The organism is Balneola sp., assembly GCA_002694685.1.
Classification (GTDB): Bacteria; Bacteroidota; Rhodothermia; order Balneolales; family Balneolaceae; genus Gracilimonas.
The window spans coordinates 144524-163922 of sequence record NZMW01000010.1 but is presented as its reverse complement, the minus strand read 5'-3'; the positions used below and the strand labels follow the sequence as shown (position 1 = coordinate 163922).

The 19399-nt window shown below is 41.4% G+C and carries 19 protein-coding genes; 8 read left to right on the top strand and 11 right to left on the bottom strand.

Features of this window, described 5'->3' with window-relative positions; translation table 11 throughout:
* Nucleotides 1-33: 33 nt before the first annotated feature.
* The 3 genes from CL667_10320 to CL667_10310 all read right to left on the bottom strand — a co-directional run bounded on the left by CL667_10320 (nt 34) and on the right by CL667_10310 (nt 4898).
* Nucleotides 34-2508: a glycogen phosphorylase gene (locus CL667_10320; GenBank protein ID MAL18096.1), complete on the bottom strand. Its 2475-nt coding sequence runs from the start codon at nt 2506-2508 to the stop codon at nt 34-36.
* Nucleotides 2509-2610: 102 nt separating this feature from the next.
* On the bottom strand, nt 2611-3489 hold the full coding sequence (gene ispE / locus CL667_10315; GenBank protein MAL18095.1) for a 4-(cytidine 5'-diphospho)-2-C-methyl-D-erythritol kinase: 879 nt from the start codon (nt 3487-3489) through the stop codon (nt 2611-2613).
* The gene (locus tag CL667_10310; protein ID MAL18094.1) at nt 3489-4898 is read right to left on the bottom strand and encodes a tRNA nucleotidyltransferase; all 1410 of its coding nucleotides are present in this window, start codon (nt 4896-4898) and stop codon (nt 3489-3491) included. The genes ispE and CL667_10310 overlap by 1 nt, the downstream gene beginning before the upstream one ends.
* 115 nt (nt 4899-5013) lie before the next feature.
* Between CL667_10310 and CL667_10305 the strand changes: the two genes are divergently transcribed.
* Complete coding sequence (locus tag CL667_10305) at nt 5014-5415, top strand: hypothetical protein (protein ID MAL18093.1); 402 nt, start codon at nt 5014-5016, stop codon at nt 5413-5415.
* Between the two features lie 3 nt (nt 5416-5418).
* Here CL667_10305 and CL667_10300 read toward each other — a convergent pair whose 3' ends face one another.
* Nucleotides 5419-5649, bottom strand: a complete 231-nt coding sequence (locus CL667_10300) for a hypothetical protein (protein MAL18092.1) — start codon at nt 5647-5649, stop codon at nt 5419-5421.
* 209 nt (nt 5650-5858) lie between these two features.
* Here CL667_10300 and CL667_10295 point away from each other — a divergent pair, with 209 nt between their 5' ends.
* Complete coding sequence (locus CL667_10295) at nt 5859-6692, top strand: nucleotide excision repair endonuclease (GenBank protein ID MAL18091.1); 834 nt, start codon at nt 5859-5861, stop codon at nt 6690-6692.
* Here the strand turns inward: CL667_10295 and CL667_10290 are convergent.
* From CL667_10290 to glpK, 4 genes are all read right to left on the bottom strand, one after another.
* Entirely contained in the window at nt 6689-7342 is a 654-nt protein-coding gene (locus CL667_10290) for a hypothetical protein (GenBank protein MAL18090.1), read from the bottom strand. The genes CL667_10295 and CL667_10290 overlap by 4 nt on opposite strands.
* 5 nt (nt 7343-7347) lie before the next feature.
* Nucleotides 7348-8061 (bottom strand): aquaporin, encoded by a 714-nt coding sequence (locus CL667_10285; GenBank protein MAL18089.1) that lies wholly within the window; start codon nt 8059-8061, stop codon nt 7348-7350.
* A gap of 2 nt (nt 8062-8063) precedes the next feature.
* Entirely contained in the window at nt 8064-9635 is a 1572-nt protein-coding gene (locus CL667_10280) for an FAD-dependent oxidoreductase (protein MAL18088.1), read from the bottom strand.
* A 141-nt stretch (nt 9636-9776) separates the two neighbouring features.
* The gene (gene glpK / locus CL667_10275) at nt 9777-11270 is read right to left on the bottom strand and encodes a glycerol kinase (GenBank protein ID MAL18087.1); all 1494 of its coding nucleotides are present in this window, start codon (nt 11268-11270) and stop codon (nt 9777-9779) included.
* A gap of 162 nt (nt 11271-11432) precedes the next feature.
* Here glpK and CL667_10270 point away from each other — a divergent pair, with 162 nt between their 5' ends.
* The gene (locus tag CL667_10270; protein MAL18086.1) at nt 11433-13337 is read left to right on the top strand and encodes a sialate O-acetylesterase; all 1905 of its coding nucleotides are present in this window, start codon (nt 11433-11435) and stop codon (nt 13335-13337) included.
* 5 nt (nt 13338-13342) lie between these two features.
* Here the strand turns inward: CL667_10270 and CL667_10265 are convergent, their stop codons facing one another.
* Genes CL667_10265 through CL667_10255 form a run of 3 tightly spaced genes read right to left on the bottom strand, consistent with a single transcriptional unit; the run spans nt 13343 to nt 15546 of the window.
* Nucleotides 13343-14224 carry an esterase gene (locus tag CL667_10265; GenBank protein ID MAL18085.1) on the bottom strand — a complete coding sequence of 294 codons (882 nt, stop codon included), beginning with the start codon at nt 14222-14224 and terminating at the stop codon, nt 13343-13345.
* Complete coding sequence (locus CL667_10260; protein MAL18084.1) at nt 14218-15105, bottom strand: hypothetical protein; 888 nt, start codon at nt 15103-15105, stop codon at nt 14218-14220. Before CL667_10260 ends, CL667_10265 begins: the two co-directional genes overlap by 7 nt.
* A complete protein-coding gene (locus CL667_10255) occupies nt 15106-15546 on the bottom strand; it encodes a D-tyrosyl-tRNA(Tyr) deacylase (GenBank protein MAL18083.1) in 441 nt (146 codons plus the stop codon).
* A 441-nt stretch (nt 15547-15987) separates the two neighbouring features.
* On the opposite strand from CL667_10255, the gene CL667_10250 reads away from it, so the two are divergent.
* From CL667_10250 to CL667_10230, 5 genes are all read left to right on the top strand, one after another.
* On the top strand, nt 15988-16512 hold the full coding sequence (locus tag CL667_10250) for a metal-dependent hydrolase (GenBank protein MAL18082.1): 525 nt from the start codon (nt 15988-15990) through the stop codon (nt 16510-16512).
* A gap of 6 nt (nt 16513-16518) precedes the next feature.
* Entirely contained in the window at nt 16519-17526 is a 1008-nt protein-coding gene (locus CL667_10245) for a phosphoribosylformylglycinamidine cyclo-ligase (protein MAL18081.1), read from the top strand.
* Nucleotides 17527-17544: 18 nt separating this feature from the next.
* Nucleotides 17545-18330, top strand: a complete 786-nt coding sequence (locus CL667_10240) for a hypothetical protein (protein ID MAL18080.1) — start codon at nt 17545-17547, stop codon at nt 18328-18330.
* A 349-nt stretch (nt 18331-18679) separates the two neighbouring features.
* Nucleotides 18680-18874 (top strand): hypothetical protein, encoded by a 195-nt coding sequence (locus CL667_10235; protein MAL18079.1) that lies wholly within the window; start codon nt 18680-18682, stop codon nt 18872-18874.
* Nucleotides 18875-19162 carry a plasmid stabilization protein gene (locus CL667_10230; protein MAL18078.1) on the top strand — a complete coding sequence of 96 codons (288 nt, stop codon included), beginning with the start codon at nt 18875-18877 and terminating at the stop codon, nt 19160-19162. It abuts the gene before it with no gap.
* Nucleotides 19163-19399 lie beyond the last annotated feature (237 nt).

Genomic DNA, 19399 nt, shown 5'->3' with positions numbered 1-19399 from the left:
TTTGAAAATTACTGCTGAATTTGCCTGCAGACTTTATTTTAGTTCTGCCTTCGGAGCTTTCCAGATCTCATCATTATAATCATTAATGGTTCGGTCACTGGAGAACTTGCCAATATTAGCTGTATTCAAGATGGCTTTTCGGTTCCACTCTTGTTGATCTTTAAACAATTCAGAAACTTCTTCCTGCTTGTTTACATAGGCTTCGTAGTCAGCGAGAACCATAAAGTAGTCTCCCTGATGAAGTAGAGCATTTATTATTGGCTCAAAAAGCTCCTTATCACCATCACTAAAGAATCCTTCGCGGATTTGGTCTAGCGCCTGCTTCAATTCCTCATTGGCATTGTAGTAATCCCAGGGATTGTAGCCTTGGCGCCTAAGTGCTTCTACGTCTTCTTCTTCCAGCCCAAAGATGAAGATATTGTCGTCGCCCACCTCTTCCTTGATTTCAACATTGGCTCCATCAAGTGTCCCGATGGTGAGCGCACCGTTGAGGGCAAACTTCATGTTTCCAGTTCCGGAGGCTTCCATTCCCGCAGTTGATATTTGCTCGGATAGATTTGCAGCCGGAATCAGTTTCTCAGCCAGTGTTACGCTGTAGTTCTGAAGGAATACACACTTCAGCTTTTTATTTACTTCGGGGTCGTTATTAACCACTTCAGCTATGCTGTTAATTAGCTTAATATGAAGTTTGGCCATCGTGTATCCCGGAGCAGCTTTACCGGCAAAAATCACGGTTCGTGGAGAAATATCCAGATCCGGGTTTTCTTTCAAGCGGTTATACAGTGTAATTACATGTAGTGCTGCCATCAGCTGCCGCTTGTACTCATGAATACGTTTAATCTGGATATCAAACATGGAGTTTGGATCTACATCCAGATTGTTATGTTCTTTGATATACTTTGCAAGCCGCTTCTTATTCTCAACTTTGATATCAGCAAACTTCTTCTGGAATGTCTTGTCTTCTGCAAACTCGTTGATCTTCTTAAGTTCATCGAGATCGGTAATCCAGTCGTCTCCTATTTTATCTGAAATCAAATTGGAAAGCGCTGGATTACACTGCTTCAGCCAGCGGCGAGGGGTAATTCCATTAGTTTTATTGGTGAATTTATCCGGATACATCTCATCAAAGTCCTTGAACATCGAGTCCTTCAGCAACCGAGAGTGCATAGCTGCTACTCCGTTTACTTTTCGTGCTCCTACAATTCCAAGATGTGCCATATGCACAACCGGGTTTTCGCCTTCGCTTACGATACTCATTCGGCTTTGGAGATTTTTATCATCACCCAGCTTAATTTTTACATCGTTCAGGAAGCGTCGGTTAATTTCGTAAATGATATGTAAATGACGCGGCAGTAGATTTCTAACCAGTGAAACTGGCCATTTTTCCAAGGCCTCAGGAAGTAAGGTGTGGTTGGTATATGCCATCGTTTCAACGGTTATATCCCACGCCTTTTCCCAATCCATGTGTTCTTCATCAAGCAGATATCGCATCAACTCTGGAATGGCCAGATTTGGATGGGTATCGTTACACTGAATGGATACTTTTTCAGGAAATTTGGTGAAGTCTGAGGACTGCTTCTTGAAGCGTCGGATGATATCCTGCATCGAGGCTGAAACGAGGAAGTATTCCTGTTTCAATCTAAGCTCTTGCCCTACAAACACCTTGTCGTTCGGGTAAAGCACGCGGGAGATATTTTGCTCCAGCTGGTTATCACGAACCGCATCAATGTACTGACCCTGGTTAAAGCTCTTTAGGTCAATTCCAGCAGAGGATTCCGCCTTCCACAACCTCAGATAGTTTACAATGCCATTATCATATCCCGGAATAGGAGTGTCATAGGCTACCGCTTTTACACGGTGCGTATTTTCCCAATTATAGTGGGTATTTCCATTGCTGGATTTAACCGTTCCCTGGTTTCCATAAAATTCTACGGGATATTGAACTTTTGGGCGAACCGTATCCCACGGGTTTCCATATTTCAACCAAAGGTCAGGCCGCTCAACCTGAAAGCCATCCTGAATTTTCTGATAAAAAATTCCATAATCATAACGGATACCATGCCCAATCGCAGGAATTCCCAAGGTTGCCATTGAATCGAGGAAGCAAGCCGCAAGGCGACCAAGCCCACCGTTTCCAAGTCCGGCATCCCATTCTTCATCACGAATGTCTTCGTATGAAAGACCCAGATCGTCTAACGCGTCGGCTACCGTATCACGCACATCCAGATTTACCAGCATGTTATCCAACAGTCGGCCAATTAAGTACTCCATTGATAGGTAGTACACCCGCTTGGCGTTGGTTTTATAGAAATGCTGCTGTGTGTCCAGCATGCGGTCGTTGAGGCGATCCATAATGGTCATCGCCACACTTCGGTACTTATCCCAGCTTGTGGTGGAAAATTCATCCTTTGCCAGTGTATGGCGCAGGTGTAATTTAATATCTTCGCGAAGTGAATCTTTATCCATTCCGGATCTGATATTCACTCCATTTGTTTTCTTTTTACTCATAAAATCGTTGATTAATTTTTTCTATCCTCTGAAAACTGAAAGTTGAGTGTTGATAGACTGTCGATATTTTTACTTCCTCAGCCGATCAACTTCCAACTTTCATTATCCATCTTCTTTAACATAAATGCCTAAATCAGGCTCAAATTTGGGTCGGGTTAGGTTTGCCGGAAATCCGAGCTTATGAAACGACTCATAGGCATTAATTGCAACAAAATCCTGATTAAAAACACCAAAAACACTGGAACCGCTTCCGCTCATACTGGCATACTCTGCTCCAAATTCGTACAGCTGATCTTTCAAATTACCCACTAAATGGTGGCGCGGAAATACGACTTTTTCCAAGTCATTCATTAACAAATATCTCCATTCTTCGGGCTCTTCATCCAAAAGTACATTCTTCAATGAAAAGTCAGGTTCCGGGTTTGGTTCACAATATTGATATGCTTCGGCTGTGCTGCTTTCAATATCAGGGAAAACGGTAACAACCCAGGCATCAGGCTGTATATCTAATTCTTCAATTTCATCCCCTAAACCAGTTGCGAAGCCTGTTTTTCCCTTAATGAAAAATGGCACATCTGCCCCAAGCTTTCCTCCGAGCCTCATCAAGTCTTCCTGATTCAATCCCAGATTAGCAATTTTATTCATCATCCGGAGCGTGGTTGCAGCATTACTGCTTCCGCCACCCAGGCCCGCACCTGCCGGTATATTCTTCTCCACTTCTATGTAGAACTCGTCTTTTAGTCCGGCTTCATCCTGAAGTAACTTAAGCGCCTTCACAATTAGATTGGAGTCATCCACAGGAATTTTCTCATCGCTCATTACTAATTCCATGCGGGGGGCGTGCTTCACTTCAAACCGGTCATTCCACTCCAAAAAGCAAAAGCCGGTTTCTATGGTATGATAACCATTATCGAGCCTTTCCAGCACATTAAGGCCCAAATTAATTTTAGCGTATGAATTTGAAATCCAGAGATCTGCCATTACTTCAAAAATTCGTCTTTGTGTTCCATCATAAATTCAAATGCTGCATCATGTTCATTGGGAATGTCTCCATTCAGGATCGCTTCCTTAACAGCATCTTTTACATCGCCTACCGTTCGGGAAGGTTTAATTTCCAATGCCTTCATAATCTCTTCTCCTGAAAGCGGATTCTTCCATTTTCGAATGCGGTCTTTTTCCTCCACTTCCTGAATACGCCGCTCTACATAGTCAAAGTTCTTTTGATAGCGCTCCTGCTTATAATCGTTCTTCGTGGTGATGTCTGCCCGGCATAACTTCATCAAATCATCGATATCCTCACCCGCCTCATAAATTAACCTGCGGATGGCACTATCCGAAACTTCATCCGAAACCAAAGCAATAGGGCGGAGGTGTAATCGCACCAGCTTTCTCACATACCTCATACGTTCATCTAAAGGAAGACCCAAGCGCCTGAAGATTTTCTTGGTCCACTTTGCACCCAATGCATCATGGCCGTGAAAAGTCCACCCGGCTTCTTTATGAAACCGCTGTGTCGGAGGCTTCGCAATGTCGTGCATAATAGCGGACCAGCGCAACCACAGGTCGGCATCCATTTCAATTACATTGTCCAGAACCTGCAGGGTATGCCAAAAATTGTCTTTATGGCGAACACCATTTACTTCTTTCACGCCATGTAAATTATACATTTCGGGAAAGAACTCTTTGAGGAGTTCTGTCTTAAAGAGCATCGTGAATCCTAAGGAAGGATTATCACTGAGAATAATTTTATTCAGTTCTTCAATAATACGCTCTTTAGAAATGATGTTAATCCGCTCCGACATTTTTGTGATGGCATCGAAGGTTTCTTCCTCAATTCTGAAGTCCAGCTGAGATGCAAATCGAATAGCCCGCATCATCCGCAAGGGGTCGTCATCAAACGTCTGCTCTGGATCGATAGGTGTTCGAATGAGCGACTGCTCCAAATCATTCATCCCATTAAATGGGTCGTTAAGCGCACCGTAATCTTCTTTATTGAGTGACCAGGACAGCGCGTTGATTGTCAGGTCTCGGCGAAGCTGATCATCTTCAAGTGTGCCATCTTCTACCAGTGGTTTGCGTGAATTTTTGCGGTAGCTCTCTTTTCGGGCGCCTACAAATTCGAGTTCTAAATCACCCGTTTTAACCTGAGCTGTTCCAAACTGATTATATACAGCCAGGGATGAGCCTTTGATTTTATCGGAAACTTTGCGCGCGAGATTAATTCCCGAGCCAACTGTAACAAAGTCGATGTCGATATCTCCTGATTTTGAGCGGCCGAGATAGTAGTCACGTACATAGCCCCCAACAACATATACGGGGCTTTCTAATTCCTGCGCCGCTTCACTGATGATATTGAATACGGTTTGGTGTTTTTTCGGTATGTTCTGCATGTGTTTCAAAGCATTGCAAAGATAGGAATGTTCACGATTGCTTTCAGATAAGAACTAAGATATTTTAAATGGGGTCAATTCAAGAATTAGGACCTGCTCAACAAATTAATAGTTTATGGCAAATGCAAAAAAATGGGTGATTGCTACCAACGGTACAAAATATGCCAGCGAGGCTTTAAAATATGCAGCCGGACTGTATCGTGACCTCCGCAACGAGCCGGAAGTTTACATACTAGTTGTAGCTATAAATGACGATGCCTTGACCGAAGCTCAGGCAATCGTAGAGCTGGCAAAATATACGTTCGAGGATATTGCCGGAAAAGAAGGGGCATTAACGCCTTACGTTGAAATCGGCGAGCCCGGCAAAGTTATCATTGATCAGATGAATGCGCTGGAAGCAGACCACTTGTTCATTGGCGGCGCTGATTTTAAGTGGGATGTAAACGAAGATGGGCCGGGCGGAATCAGTAATTATATTATCGAGCATATTTCAGGTGGAGTAACCATCCTTAAATAATGGCTAGGAGAAATAAGCCTTGACCTTTTTTATCAGGCCCTTCTTCTTTTGTTCTCCATTTTTAAGGTTTTTCCTTTCGTGGACGCTACAGCTTTGACACGCATATACTTCTTCACCATTCTTTAATTGAACCTCTCTAAGTTCTACAATAAAGCCACCTAAAATACGGGGCTTTCCTTCTTCAGCTTGGCAAAAATAGCATTTACGGCTAGTATTACTTTCTGAGTTGCTCACAATTTGATTACTTTTCTTTCTTCTTCTTAACTAATACGAGTTTTTATCCGTTCTGGATTTAAAACTCAATAACAAAACCAACTTTTAGTATGTTTATTGTAATATTAAGAGTGATGGAAGTTGAATTTGTTTCAAAATGCTTCTAATGTTTGTTTTCTTTATTCTATTTTAGCTCAATAATCAGTTAGCAATCTTCGAAGTATAATTCTGTGACATTAGATCTTTTTGAACCAACAGCCATCACCCAAAAAGACAGGGTAAACCATGCTATGGGAGGGGAGTTACCTCCTCATGAGCCTGGGGTTTATACCATGTATGACAAGCGTGATCAAGTTCTTTATGTGGGAAAGGGTAAAGATCTTCAGCAGCGAATTACTTCTTACAGATATTCCAAGTCTAAGAAAGTACAGCGGATGATTGCTCACCTTGAGCGCATCAGTTATGAAGTTTGTAATTCCGAAACCGATGCAATTCTGTTAGAGAACTTGCTCATCCGCTCACTGAGGCCTCCATTTAATCACGCCAACAAAAAGCCGGAAACCTATTACTATATTTCTACTGCACGTCGTGGAAATAAAAAAGAGTTTCGTTTATCTATGCGCGTTCTTGATGACTTTCCGGAGGTTTACGGATGCTTCAAGGGTCATCTTAAAACAAGAAAAGGGCTGGGGGCTTTACTCAAACTTCTTTTTGTTCAAGAGACAGATATCACCAGTGCTCATTACCTTCCCAGCCAGCTGCTGAATAGAATCACCCCACAAAAATTTCAGATTCGAATAGATGATCAGACGGGTTTGCTGGTCGATCAGTTTCTAAAAGGGTCTTCTAGCTTACTTGCCGATCAATTAGAAGAGCGTGTTATGGGTTTGGACTTTCGAGACCGGTTTACGGAAAATTATTTCGACAATGAGCTGGAGATACTCCGGATGTTTTTTACGCTTGGGCCACAACGAAATTTCCGAATGAAAAATGAACTCGGCCTTCACTCAGAACTCATCAACCAAGATGATATAGATGATCTTTTAGCGCTCATGAAAGGCTAAAATTCTTCTATCCAGTCAAAGTAGTCTTTCAGCTCTCCTTTTGCGTCACGGTTCTTTCCGGTTTTAGTTTCTGCTGTTTCAGGAAACTCATCGGGAAAGAAGAATATGGCTCCTAGTAAAATCTCTCGTTTAGGTATGCCCAAGAACTCCAGCACTTTAGGCTTTCTAAGGCAACCGCCTGAAGACCAGTAATTTATAATTCCTTCCTCTGTCGCAGCCAATAAAAGGTTTTGAATAGCAGCTCCTGTTGCCGCAATATGCTCCATGTTTTTAACATTGGGATGAAATTTGCGGCTAAGAGACCTCGACTTTTCGGGCAGCCATGTTGCCAGAATCAATCCATCTGCTGCAGCCAGCATTTGCTTGATTCCATCACTTGCCTTCATGGGCTTATCCTGATTGAACGCCTCAAGCAAATCACGACATGTCTTAGATTCCAACGCATGAAACCTCCACGGTTCTGCTCCCTTTAATTTCTCATTGCGGTGATGTACCGCACTTTGATAATGAAAAGGGGCCAAACCTGCCAGCTCAGCCAGCTCTTCCATGGTTGACTTGAATTCTTTCCCCTTTGTTACCGGTAGCGGATTGTGAGGATCAACTCTAAGCTTAAGTGTTTGTCGTTTTCTAATCGATTCTTGTGTGCTCATGAATGCTAAAAAGGTAGAATATTATAAATAATGGCTGCTAAACCTGCCCCTAAAACCGGGCCCAACACAGGGATCCAAGAGTAGCCCCAGTCATTGTTTGCTTTTTGCTTGATGGGAAGGAGTGCATGCATAATTCGGGGTCCCAAATCTCGCGCCGGGTTTATGGCATAGCCCGTCGTTCCTCCCAAAGATAAACCAATCCCCAATACCAGCAATGCAACAGGGAGAGCACTGATAGCGCCTAAACCAACTTCAGGTTCTGCTAAGTAGAGTACGCCTATCACCAAGATAAACGTCCCAATAATCTCAGAGAGCAGATTGCTTTTTGTATTTCGTATTTCAGGAGCTGTACAAAATGCCGCCCGTTTCGTTGGCCCATCTTCAGTCTCATCAAAATGGTCTTTATACTGCAAGTAAACGACAACCGAGGCCAGCATCGCCCCACTAAATTGACCTAAAATATAATACCAAACCCGATCCCAGCTAAACATATCTACAAAAGCCAGAGCCAGAGTTACTGCAGGATTAATATGAGCCCCGCTTATTGCCGCTGATGTAAAAACACCTACAAAAACTCCAATTCCCCATCCCCAGGTAATTACTATCCAGCCACTGCCGCTACCTTTTGTCTTCTCAAGCACAACATTGGCAACCACTCCATTCCCCAACACGATAAGCATGAAAGTCCCCAGTAATTCACCGCAGAATTCAACCCACATAGCTATTCTTTTTCGTTTAGGATATAGTTACTCGCCAAGGCTTTATATTCTTTCACTTCCTGTTCAACCCAGGCATCATCTTTGCCAAATTCCTCTGCTAAAATCCTACCAACTTCCGGAGCCATCTCCACACTGGCCTTGGCATCTAATAACAGGGCCCGGGTTCTCCGGGAAAGAAAGTCTTCGATGGTTTGAGCCATCTCATGTCGCACAGCCCAAACTACTTCTGCCTTAATGTAGGGTAGGTCGGGGTGAAGTTGTTCGGCCTGTGATTTATCTTTTTCTATCAGATTTTGCAGAGCGACTTTATCTGAGCCATATACAAACAAGTGATCATCTCTATCTACATTTTTGAGCCATCCGTGAATTCTTAACTCTTTGGTAGGCGTTTCTTTTACATCTAATCCTGCCACCATTGCTGCCTGATCAATTGTATCCTCGGCCATCTTCCTATAGGTCGTCCATTTTCCTCCCGCAATTGTCACCAAGCCTGATTCTGAAACCTGAATATGGTGGCTTCTGGAAATCTCTGATGTGTCTTTAGCATCTGGCGGCTTAACAAGAGGACGGATTCCGGCAAACACACTTTTTACGTCTTTTCTAGTTGGATTTTTAGTGAGATATTTGGCCGCATGCCTCAGTACAAACTCAACTTCTTCTTCCAGAGCAATCGGCTCTAGCGTTGCTTTTTCAACGGGGGTGTCTGTAGTTCCTACGATAACTTTGTCGTGCCAAGGCACAGCAAAAAGTACGCGCCCGTCGTCTGTATGAGGGACCATAATCGCTGAATCTCCCGGTAAGAATTCTTTATCCAGCACCAGGTGAATACCCTGTGCAAACTGTATAATTTTTTTATGTCCCTCTTCGTCCATTTCCAGAACATCATCTGAAAAAATTCCTGTTGCATTCACTACAACCCGAGCATTTATATCATAATCTTTTCCGTCAAGCATATCCCGGGCTTTTACACCTTCAATAAATCCTTTCCCATTTTTTTTGAGTCCGGTTACTTTCATGTAATTAAGCGGAGTGCCTCCTTGCTCATTGATGGTTTGAACGAGGTTTATGGAAAGGCGAGAGTCATCAAACTGACCATCATAATAGATTACTCCGCCTCGCAATCCTTCAGGCTCCAGCGTTGGAATTCGCTCAAGCGTTTCTTCTTTTGAAAGGTTCTTCGATTTGTTAATTCCAAGCTTCCCGGCTAAAGCATCATAAACTTTCATCCCCACGCCATAAAAAGGACCGTTCCACCATTCATAGCTGGGCACTATAAAGGACTGATCGCTTACTAAATGAGGAGCATTTTGAATAAGAAGCCCTCGTTCGTGCAGGGCTTCAATCACCAAAGAGACATCTCCTTGTTGCAGATAGCGTACTCCACCATGAACCAGCTTTGTGCTTCGGCTGGATGTTCCTTTTGAGAAGTCGTGCATTTCCAGCAACAGGGTTTTGTATCCACGAGCTGCCGCATCCACGCCTACTCCGAGCCCGGTTGCGCCACCGCCAATTACCACTACATCCCAATAATCGTTGAAGTCTTTTACTTCTTTCAGAAATTCTGCTCTATCCATTTGCTCTAATTAACCATTCAATGTTCTTTTTTCCAATCTCTCAGGGGTTTAGTTTCCCAAGGATTGCCTTGTTCATCGTTCCGACGCGGAGCGTCAGCAACGAGAAGAATTTAATGTTGAGTTTTTAGCCTCAATCAGCTTTCACTCAATCCAGCCTTTGCTCTTTTCAACAGCTTTGTTCCATTTGTAAAGAAGCGTTTTTGCTTCATCATCACTCATTTTTGGCTCGAAACGTTTGTCGACCTGCCACTGCTTTTTAATCTCATCAGTATCTTTCCAGAAGCCGACGGCAAGTCCTGCTAAGTAAGCTGCTCCGAGTGCGGTCGTCTCCAAAATTTTGGGTCGCACCAGTGGTATTCTTAAGATATCAGATTGGAACTGCATAAGAGTGTCGTTGACTGTTGCCCCTCCATCAACGCGAAGCTCTTTAATTTCGATTCCAGAATCTGCTTCCATCGCGGATAGCACATCTTTAACTTGATACGCAATTCCCTCTAAAGCTGCTCTGGCTATATGTCCTGCCGTAGACCCTCTGGTCAGTCCAAACATCGCTCCTCGTGCCCGCTGATCCCAGTGAGGTGCTCCCAAACCCGCAAAAGCAGGGACCAGGTAAACCCCTCCATTATCTTTTTCCGTTAAAGCCAGTTTCTCTATATCTGATGATGACTTTATAATACCCAGGCCATCCCGCAGCCATTGCACCACGGCGCCGGCTATAAAAATACTTCCTTCCAGCGCATAAGTGATTTTATCATCCTTTCCCCAGCCAATGGTGGTGAGTAAGTTATTTTCAGATTTAATTGGCTTGTCTCCAGTATTGAACATGATAAAAGATCCGGTACCATAGGTGTTCTTCAACATTCCCGGCTGCAGGCACATTTGTCCAAATAAGGCGGCCTGTTGATCTCCGGCAATTCCTGCAATTGGTACTTCATGAGCAAAAATCGTTGTTTTAGTATGGGCATAAACTTCACTGGATGACTTTACTTCCGGCAGCATTTCTACTGGAATATCCATTAGCTTGAGTAATTCCTCGTCCCACTTTTGCTCCCTGATATTGTAGAGCATCGTCCGGGAGGCATTAGTCACATCTGTTACGTGCGTTTCTCCATCGGTGAAGTTCCAAATCAACCAGGAGTCAATGGTGCCGAAGGCTAGTTTTCCTGCTTCAGCTTTTTTACGCGCGCCTTCTACATTTTCTAAAATCCATCTGATTTTTGTGCCTGAGAAATAGCTGTCAATTATCAGGCCTGTCTTTTCTTTGATCTTATCCATCCAGCCTTCCTCCCGCAGTTTATCGCAATAGTCGGATGTTCGGCGATCTTGCCAAACAATTGCATTATAAACAGGCTCTCCGGTTTCTTTATCCCATACAACTGTTGTTTCTCTTTGATTGGTGATCCCAATTCCGGCAATATTCTTCCCGTTGGCGCCACAGTCCATTATGGCTTCCGCAACTACTCCTGCCTGTGTTTTCCAGATATCGTTGGCATCGTGTTCCACCCAACCGTCATTCGGGAAGTGCTGCTTAAATTCTTTTTGGGCAACCGATTGTATCTCACCCTCCTTATTAAATACAATAGCTCTCGAGCTTGTAGTTCCTTGATCTATAGCGAGTATAAACTGTTTTTCCATGATACTTTGATTCCTTTAGGCTTTTCATAATATGATCTAAATTGGGCAAAAAGAAAAAATTATCCTGACCGGTGATCATTTCTTTATTCCAACTTCTTCCGAATTTTAGGTTCATATTTGATACATTTATACTCAGCCTTCACATCAACATATATTCTCATCATGCTTAGATCCCTTTACCTTTCTTTGGTTCTGCTTTTTTCTTCCTTCACGGCCAGTGCTCAGGAAATTAAAATGCCCTCTATTTTTAATGATCACATGGTATTGCAGCGTAATGCTGACATTTATATATGGGGATGGGCTGATGCCAGATCAAAAATCACCGTGGAGCTTGGTAATGATAACCGTACAACTACTGCCGATTTTCAGGGAAGATGGGAAACATTTCTTCCTGCCAGGGAAGCCGGCGGACCGTTTACCTTAACCGCTTCTTCTGATCAACATGAACTTACTTTTGAGGATGTTTACATCGGTGATGTTTGGCTGGCCGGCGGACAGTCAAATATGGAATGGCAGATTGGCGACCAAATTGACAACATGGAAGCTGAGCTAAATGATGCTGATTATCCTGAAATCAGGTTTATCAAAATAGCGCATGATATTTCTATGACTCCTCTTAATGATTTAAAAACGGAAACCGAATGGAAGACCGCAAACAAAGAAAATGCCCGTAACTTTTCAGCGGTTGCGTGGTTCTTTGCCAAACGAAATCACTTAGAAAAAGGAGTTCCTGTTGGTATTATTGATGATAACTGGGGGGGCACCCCGGCTGAATCCTGGACTCCTGCAGCCCGGCTTCTTCACGTTGAGGGTTACAAGGATGAAGCTGCTGAAATGCTACAGGAGGGCATAGACTGGGAAAGCAGGATTGAACAAAATTCACAAAAAAACACCGAGAAATATGCGCGTGTTGGAGACCAAACGGATTTTCTGAAATACGGGGCTCATAAAAAAGACTATGACCAATCGGATTGGGAGGAAATAGAGCTTCCCAACCAAGAGGTTTTAAGAGATTTCGTTTGGCTTAGAAAGTCATTTAGTCTTGATAACATCTCCGAAGCAAAGCTTTCCTTTGGAAACCCAGGAAAATTCACCGTTGCCTTTATAAATGGTGAAAAAGTATATACCAAGATCTGGTCAGATGATCCCAAGGTTATCGATATCGACAAGAGCGTATTAAGAAAGGGCGAAAATATCATCGCTATTCGTACGGTGGAAGACTGGAGCAATAGCACCTTTATCGGTCAGGAAAATGAATTCTGGATAGAAGCCGGTAATCAGAAAATTTCTCTTGAAGGCACATGGAAGTTCTCTAATACCATAGAGCCGCCAATGCCGGAAGTTGTACGCTACGAAAATGAGCCCTCTACGTTATATAATGCCATGATTCATCCTATTGCAGGCTATACCATTAAAGGAGCTATTTGGTATCAGGGTGAAAGTAATGTGGGGGCTAATCAATATTATAATGAGCTTTTTGAAGCAATGATCGAAGAGTGGCGCAGTAGCTGGAATCAAGGTGACTTTCCGTTTTTATTTGTTCAGCTGGCTAATTTTCAGCAAAAATATGATGAGCCTACAGAAAGTGGGTGGGCCAGATTACAGGAAGCCCAGACTCAAACTCTTTCCCTTGCAAATACTGGCATGGCTGTGGCGATTGACATCGGAGAAGCAGACGATATTCACCCCAGAAATAAACAGGATGTTGGAAAACGACTTTGGGCTGCGGCCGACCACATCGCTTTTGGAAGTGACATCGTTTACTCCGGGCCTATGTATGCCGGACACGCCATAGAAGGGAATAAAATACGCCTGGCTTTTGACCACACTGGCTCCGGACTCACGCTTAATCCCAATGGCGAAAGACTCGGTTTTGCCGTTGCCGGACGAGACCGTGAATTTCACTGGGCTTCTGAAGTGAAAATAGAAGGAAATCAAATTGTGGTATGGTCCCGAGAGGTTGATCATCCGGTAGCAGTTCGATATGCATGGGCTGATAACCCGGATGTTTCTGTTTATAATGAAGAAGGTTTCCCGGGTGTGCCTTTCCGGACGGATGATTGGTAAGCACTTTAGTCGGCAGGGGAGTCAATCACCTCGTGATAGGATTTTCTTCCCACTTCCAATATTTTTTTAGCCTGGTCAAAGTCAAAAATGCCCGAGCTGTTTCTTGGGATTTCAATAAGGTAATCGGGTTTGTAAACTTCAATCATCAGCCTGGTCAAGCGATCTTGGGTAAAACTGAATGTGCTATCCATCAATTCGATTAAAGAGAATGAGTCTTCTTCCGGATCTACTTCAACCTTTCGATTATCTTTCATTGATTCCGGAAGCAGATCATGAAACCACTTTTTCATTTCATCGATGCGATCCGGTTCCGGTTTTTTATCATACTTAGGATCATACCTCCCGTTGAGGTTGACCGCTACAATAATCTCATCCTCTTCTTTATCTACTAAGTTTATGGGAAGAGGATTTAAAACACCTCCATCAACCAGCACCCGGCCATGATCTACCACAGGCACAAAAAACCCGGGAATAGAAACCGAAGCACGAAGTGCTTTATATAAGTCTCCCGACTTGAAATGAACTTCTTCATTATGCTTCATATCGGTTGCAACAGCGGTGAATGGGATGGGGAAGTCCTCAATATTTTGTTTCCCTACAACTTCAAGATGTTTTGCAAAAAGCTTTTCACCTTTCACAAATCCTTGTTTAGTAAAGGTGAAATCCAGCAGGTCAAAAACATCTCTGCGCGATAGGCTGGTTAGCCAGGTTTTATATTCTTCTAAATGACCCGCAGCATAAATTCCTCCTACAACGGCGCCCATCGAACAACCAATAACTTCAACGATTTCGTAGCCCTGTTTTTCCAGCTCTTCGATTACCGCAATGTGAGCAATTCCTCTTGCTCCGCCACTGCCTAATACTAAGTGTACTTTTGGTTTCATAATACCTTCAACATATTTTCTTTTATATCCGTCAAGCTTTTTACCCCAACGAACTCCTTACTATTATCACCTAATACAAACAGAGGCACTTTATTTCGGGTATGCGTTTTTGTTGAAAGATCTTCCAGATTTCCATGATCACTCGTAATCACTAAGGTATCAGAACTTCTCTTTTTTTTGATGATCTGTAACAGAAATTCATCCAAGGGCTTTAACACTCGCTCGGCATCTTCCTGATTCTGATTGTGCCCGGCTTTATCGGTGAGATAATATTCATAGAGTACCAGGTCATAATCCGGAACTACATTTAATAGTCGGTTTGCCGCATCGGTTGGTGTTATTTTTGGGATATTGATGTTCAGCTTTTCCCGCCAAGCATTTTGCACTATTTCAGCTGTTAAAGCTGATTCGTTTAGTACATCATCCGTTGAATTTAATTTTACCCCGGCACTTTTTGTCATCAAGGTTGTACAGCTCCATCGATTTCGCCTTTTGGCATGTTCAAAAAAGATGGGCGGATAAGCATTCATAAAGTAGGGCTTCTTTCCTCTTTCCTTCACTCCATGAAATACACTCTCTTTCTTTAAAAAAGGTTTAATGCCCGAATGGGGGAAAGGTCCAAAATGCTTTCCTATTTCTTTAGCGGCATTTCTTCCTGTAAATAGAGCTGTCTGACCCGTACCGCTTTGTGGTAATCCTTCTACTTCTAAATTGGCATCAATTGGTTTATAAAGGTGCCCTTCTTCTGAAATTATTTCGGCTCTATTATTAAAGAGTCCGCCAGTTAGTGTTTCAAACGACTTATACCGGTTGACTGAGAAAGGATTAAGATCTGCATCTTCACCAAGTCCCACACCATCAATAAAAATAAATATTACCGCCATTTACTTCTCCAGTATAATTGTTACCGGGCCGTCATTTTCCAGCTTTACGCTCATCATAGCCCCAAATTCTCCCGTTTGTATATTCAGATCTGTATTGGTTTTAAACCATTCAATCATATCATTATACATAGGTTCAGCTTTTTCAGGCCGGGCTGCTTCTATAAAACTTGGGCGTGTTCCTTTATCAGAATTAGCATAAAGTGTGAATTGAGATACTATTAAAATACCGCCGCCTACATCCTGCACCGAGTTATTCATTTTACCTTCTTCATCCTCAAAAATGCGTAGCTTGGAAATCTTATTGCAGATCCATTCCAGTTGCTGGTCTGTATCGTCTTCATGAATTCCCAGTAATACTAATAATCCGTGCTCAATAGCTCCGGTTATTTCATTATCTACCATTACGGATGAAGATTTTACGCGCTGTATAACTGCTTTCATGGGGGGTATCAGTGTGGATTACTATGTGGATTACTCACTTCTAAACATTGGATAACTCAAAAGCACCAAAGTTGTAAACAAGTTTCCACATTCAAACCGGATAATCAACATTCAAAAAGAATAACTTTTAGTGTTGATGGATATAATGCAATATTTATGTATAAAACATATGGGATTGTGAATAACATTTTATCAACTCTTTTAAAGTACTGATTTTTATGAGCGAGTTACCCACAAAACTATCCACATGTTTTTAAGGGCGCTGGTAAAATAAAGGATAAAAAAGTTATCAACTTATCCACAGTCTCTACTACTACTACAAATTATATAAATCCCATACTTATTGTATTCTGGTGTGGAAAAGAATGGGAAAAAGATTCCAAAACACTCTTGTAAAGATTCTATATTTCAGATGTGATTTTACTCAAATAAGAGCCATCCATGAATAAACAATTTCCCATAGGTAAACTTTCTTTCTCTGAAGATTATACTCAGGAAGATCTTGAACAATGGCTGGATGATATCGCTCTACTCCCAGAGCGTATCAGAAATGAAATCGATGGATCTTCTGATGATGTTTTACTGATCCCATACAGAGAAAATGGATGGACGGTTCGTGAGGTAATCACTCATTTATTGGATTGTCATCTGAATGCTATTGTAAGAATCAAAACCGCTTTAACGGAAGATACTCCAACTATTCGTCCTTATAACCAAAATGGCTGGGTAGAGGTAGATTTCGAGTTTGAACTTCCTTTAGAACTCACTCTTGATATGCTTGAAAACACCCATGAGATGCTCGTTCGTATATATCAAAGTTTAGATGATGACCAGTGGAAGCGAACTTATATTAATCCTGAATCAGGTATAACATTTACACTGGCTCATTCAGCTGCTTTGTATGCATGGCACTCCAATCATCATTTAGCACATATTCGTCTCGTAACCCAAGAAGAAAAATCTTAGTAACCAATGTCAGATAAGAAACAATTTACGTACAAAGATTCCGGTGTAGATATCAAAGCCGGAGAAGAAATGGTAGAGTCCATCAAAGGTGTGGTTAAAGACACTCATGGACCCGAAGTTTTATCCAATATTGGTGGCTTTGGAGGATTTTTCAGTCCGGATTTAAGTGGTTTTAAAAAGCCTGTTTTTGTCAGCTCTGTTGACGGCGTTGGTACAAAGTTAATTGTAGCTTTTAAGGTAGGCCGATATAACACGGTGGGACAGGATCTGGTAAACCATTGTGTAAATGATATTGCTGTATGTGGAGCCAAGCCGCTGTTCTTCCTCGATTATTTTTCAACCGGAAAGCTGGAGCAGCATGTAGGGGTAGATGTAGTAAAAGGATTTGCCAAGGCCTGTAAAGAAAATGGAGTGGCTCTTATTGGTGGTGAAACTGCCGAAATGCCGGATATTTATGATGCCGGTGAATTTGACCTGGCAGGAACCATTGTAGGAATTGTTGATGAAGATAAAGTGATCAACGGATCTGATATCCAAAAGGGTGATATGCTTTTAGGATTCAAAAGTTCGGGTTTGCATACCAACGGATATTCACTGGCAAGGAAAGTGCTTTTCAGTAAACACAATGTAGAAAACTATGTGGAAGAGCTTGGAAGTACGGTTGGGGATGAACTCCTTAAAGTTCATCGTTCATACTTATCCTTGATTACAGAATTAAAAGATCTGGATGGAGTAAACGGATTTTCCCACATAACCGGCGGTGGAATTGTGGGGAACACGAAGCGAATTCTTCCCGAAGGACTTAAACTCGATATCATCTGGGATGGTTGGAAACGCCCACCCGTTTATAATCTCATCCAGGAAATTGGTAATGTACCTGAAGATGATATGCAAGCAACCTTCAACTTAGGCATTGGGTTGATAGCCGTTGTTTCTGAAAGTGAAGTGGATGCCGTAACGAAAAAAGCAGAAGAATTAAGGGAAGAGGTTTTTGTAGTTGGAAAAGTAGCTTAACTATATTCTATTTATAGAATGGAGAGAGAAAAAAAGATAGGCACGCTTATTTATGATTTATCAACAGATTGTGAAAATCTTCTTAAGGAGCATATAAAAACAAGGGATAGAAGTGAGGAAGCTACTATAATTGCCTATTATCTTTCATTAATTGAATACTCTAAAACGATAGCTATTCTCGTAAGAAATAAGAGATTTATTTCAATACCATTAATTTGCAGATCTGCTCTAGAAACAATAATAGATATTCTAAATCTTACTAAGGATAGTGACTATTATTATGTTTTAAGAAAAATTTCATTACGAAATAGCAAAAGAAGAGCAGAATCTTGGTACAAAAATAGAGGTAATCCATTTCACCCAGATATAGAAAATTTACCGGATAATTTTTCTACAGCTCAAAAAAAGCTTAAAAATGAACTAAAGAGCATAGAAAAAATTTTAGAAAAATTCTCTGAGTATGATATTACAGATTTGAAAGCAAGATTTATCAAAGCTGGACTTGAGGATTTATACGAGAGTGTTTATTGGCTAACATCACCTGAAATACACAATGATTTAAATATTGTTTGGGAAAGACATATCGCGCAAAAAGGTGAAGAAATCTTGTTTCACACTATTCCAAAAGGAGGAATTGAAATGTATGATCCTCATATCAATATGGTGAATAATTTTTTAATAGGTGCTTTAGGAGAAATTTTTGAAAAGTATTCAGATATAGATTTCAATAAATATTTTCATCATTTAGAAAAAAAGAGAAAGGAAATAGAACAAATTATTTCTCCGGAAAGTACACATCTGTAATAATTTTCTTCGTCTTTGTTTTTAAGGATCACTAACATATGACCAAGATCTCTGAAGACTTCAGCGAAGCGGTGACATCAAATTTTTAGCCTATGAATTCTCTGACTTTCATTAAAGCAACCCAAGCATAAACCAGTTCATCTTTTTTGAACCATGATTTACCGGATTTGTGGGATTACCAAGATTAAATGATCTCATAAAATCATGCTAATCCTTTCATCCTAAGAATCATCGTTCTAATAATTAGAGATAATAACCATAGACTACCCGCCTCATCCGCGTTCCATCATAAATTGCATTTTAGCCCCTTCCTTACGATAATGAATGAGATTTTAAAAAGAGAAGAACCATGGAAAAAGCCGAATTGAAAAAGGAAATGAACCAGCTGCTGGATGAACTCCCAGCAAATGCCAACTGGAATGATGTGATGTACAAAATTTACGTCCGCCAGTCTATTGAACAGGGATTAAAAGATGTGGAAGAAGGCCGGGTCATTTCTCATGAGAATTTGAAAAACAAGTTCACTGATAAGCTTTCGGGGTAAATGAAAATTATATGGTCTCAAAAATCTGAAAAGCAGTTAGATAAAATCTTTGATTATATAGCTCAGGATTCTCCTTTCTATGCCAATTCAACTGTTTTAGAAATTATTGAAAGAGCGGAAAATGTTACTGATCAACCGTTACAAGGACGAATAGTACCGGAATACAAAAAGGAATTCATAAGAGAGGTTTTTGTACATCCCTATCGAATAATTTATGAATTAAGAGAAGATGAAATTTTCGTTTTAACGGTAATTCACGAAGCGAGAATTATTCCAAAGAAAATATGAGAATGAGAACAAAATATATTCTAGATCTATGAAGACTTCAGAGTTTTAGCTCAGGAAGTTTCTGACTTTCATTAAAGTCACCCAAGCATAAACCAGTTCATCTTTTTTGAACCATGATTTACCGGATTTTTGGGATTACCAAGATTAAATGCTCTCAGAAAATCACGGTAATCTTTTCATCCTAAGAATCAGGTTCTAATAATTAGAGAAAACAATCAGAGACCACCCGTTCAATCC

Coding starts and splice junctions, on each gene's coding strand:
- CL667_10240 (MAL18080.1), top strand. CDS start 17,545: ATGGAGAGAGAAAAAAAGATAGGCACGCTTATTTATGATTTATCAACA.
- CL667_10235 (MAL18079.1), top strand. CDS start 18,680: ATGGAAAAAGCCGAATTGAAAAAGGAAATGAACCAGCTGCTGGATGAA.
- CL667_10230 (MAL18078.1), top strand. CDS start 18,875: ATGAAAATTATATGGTCTCAAAAATCTGAAAAGCAGTTAGATAAAATC.
- CL667_10320 (MAL18096.1), bottom strand. CDS start 2,508: ATGAGTAAAAAGAAAACAAATGGAGTGAATATCAGATCCGGAATGGAT.
- CL667_10270 (MAL18086.1), top strand. CDS start 11,433: ATGCTTAGATCCCTTTACCTTTCTTTGGTTCTGCTTTTTTCTTCCTTC.
- CL667_10245 (MAL18081.1), top strand. CDS start 16,519: ATGTCAGATAAGAAACAATTTACGTACAAAGATTCCGGTGTAGATATC.
- CL667_10250 (MAL18082.1), top strand. CDS start 15,988: ATGAATAAACAATTTCCCATAGGTAAACTTTCTTTCTCTGAAGATTAT.
- CL667_10255 (MAL18083.1), bottom strand. CDS start 15,546: ATGAAAGCAGTTATACAGCGCGTAAAATCTTCATCCGTAATGGTAGAT.
- CL667_10305 (MAL18093.1), top strand. CDS start 5,014: ATGGCAAATGCAAAAAAATGGGTGATTGCTACCAACGGTACAAAATAT.
- glpK (MAL18087.1), bottom strand. CDS start 11,270: ATGGAAAAACAGTTTATACTCGCTATAGATCAAGGAACTACAAGCTCG.
- ispE (MAL18095.1), bottom strand. CDS start 3,489: ATGGCAGATCTCTGGATTTCAAATTCATACGCTAAAATTAATTTGGGC.
- CL667_10280 (MAL18088.1), bottom strand. CDS start 9,635: ATGGATAGAGCAGAATTTCTGAAAGAAGTAAAAGACTTCAACGATTAT.
- CL667_10260 (MAL18084.1), bottom strand. CDS start 15,105: ATGGCGGTAATATTTATTTTTATTGATGGTGTGGGACTTGGTGAAGAT.
- CL667_10290 (MAL18090.1), bottom strand. CDS start 7,342: ATGAGCACACAAGAATCGATTAGAAAACGACAAACACTTAAGCTTAGA.
- CL667_10285 (MAL18089.1), bottom strand. CDS start 8,061: ATGTGGGTTGAATTCTGCGGTGAATTACTGGGGACTTTCATGCTTATC.
- CL667_10310 (MAL18094.1), bottom strand. CDS start 4,898: ATGCAGAACATACCGAAAAAACACCAAACCGTATTCAATATCATCAGT.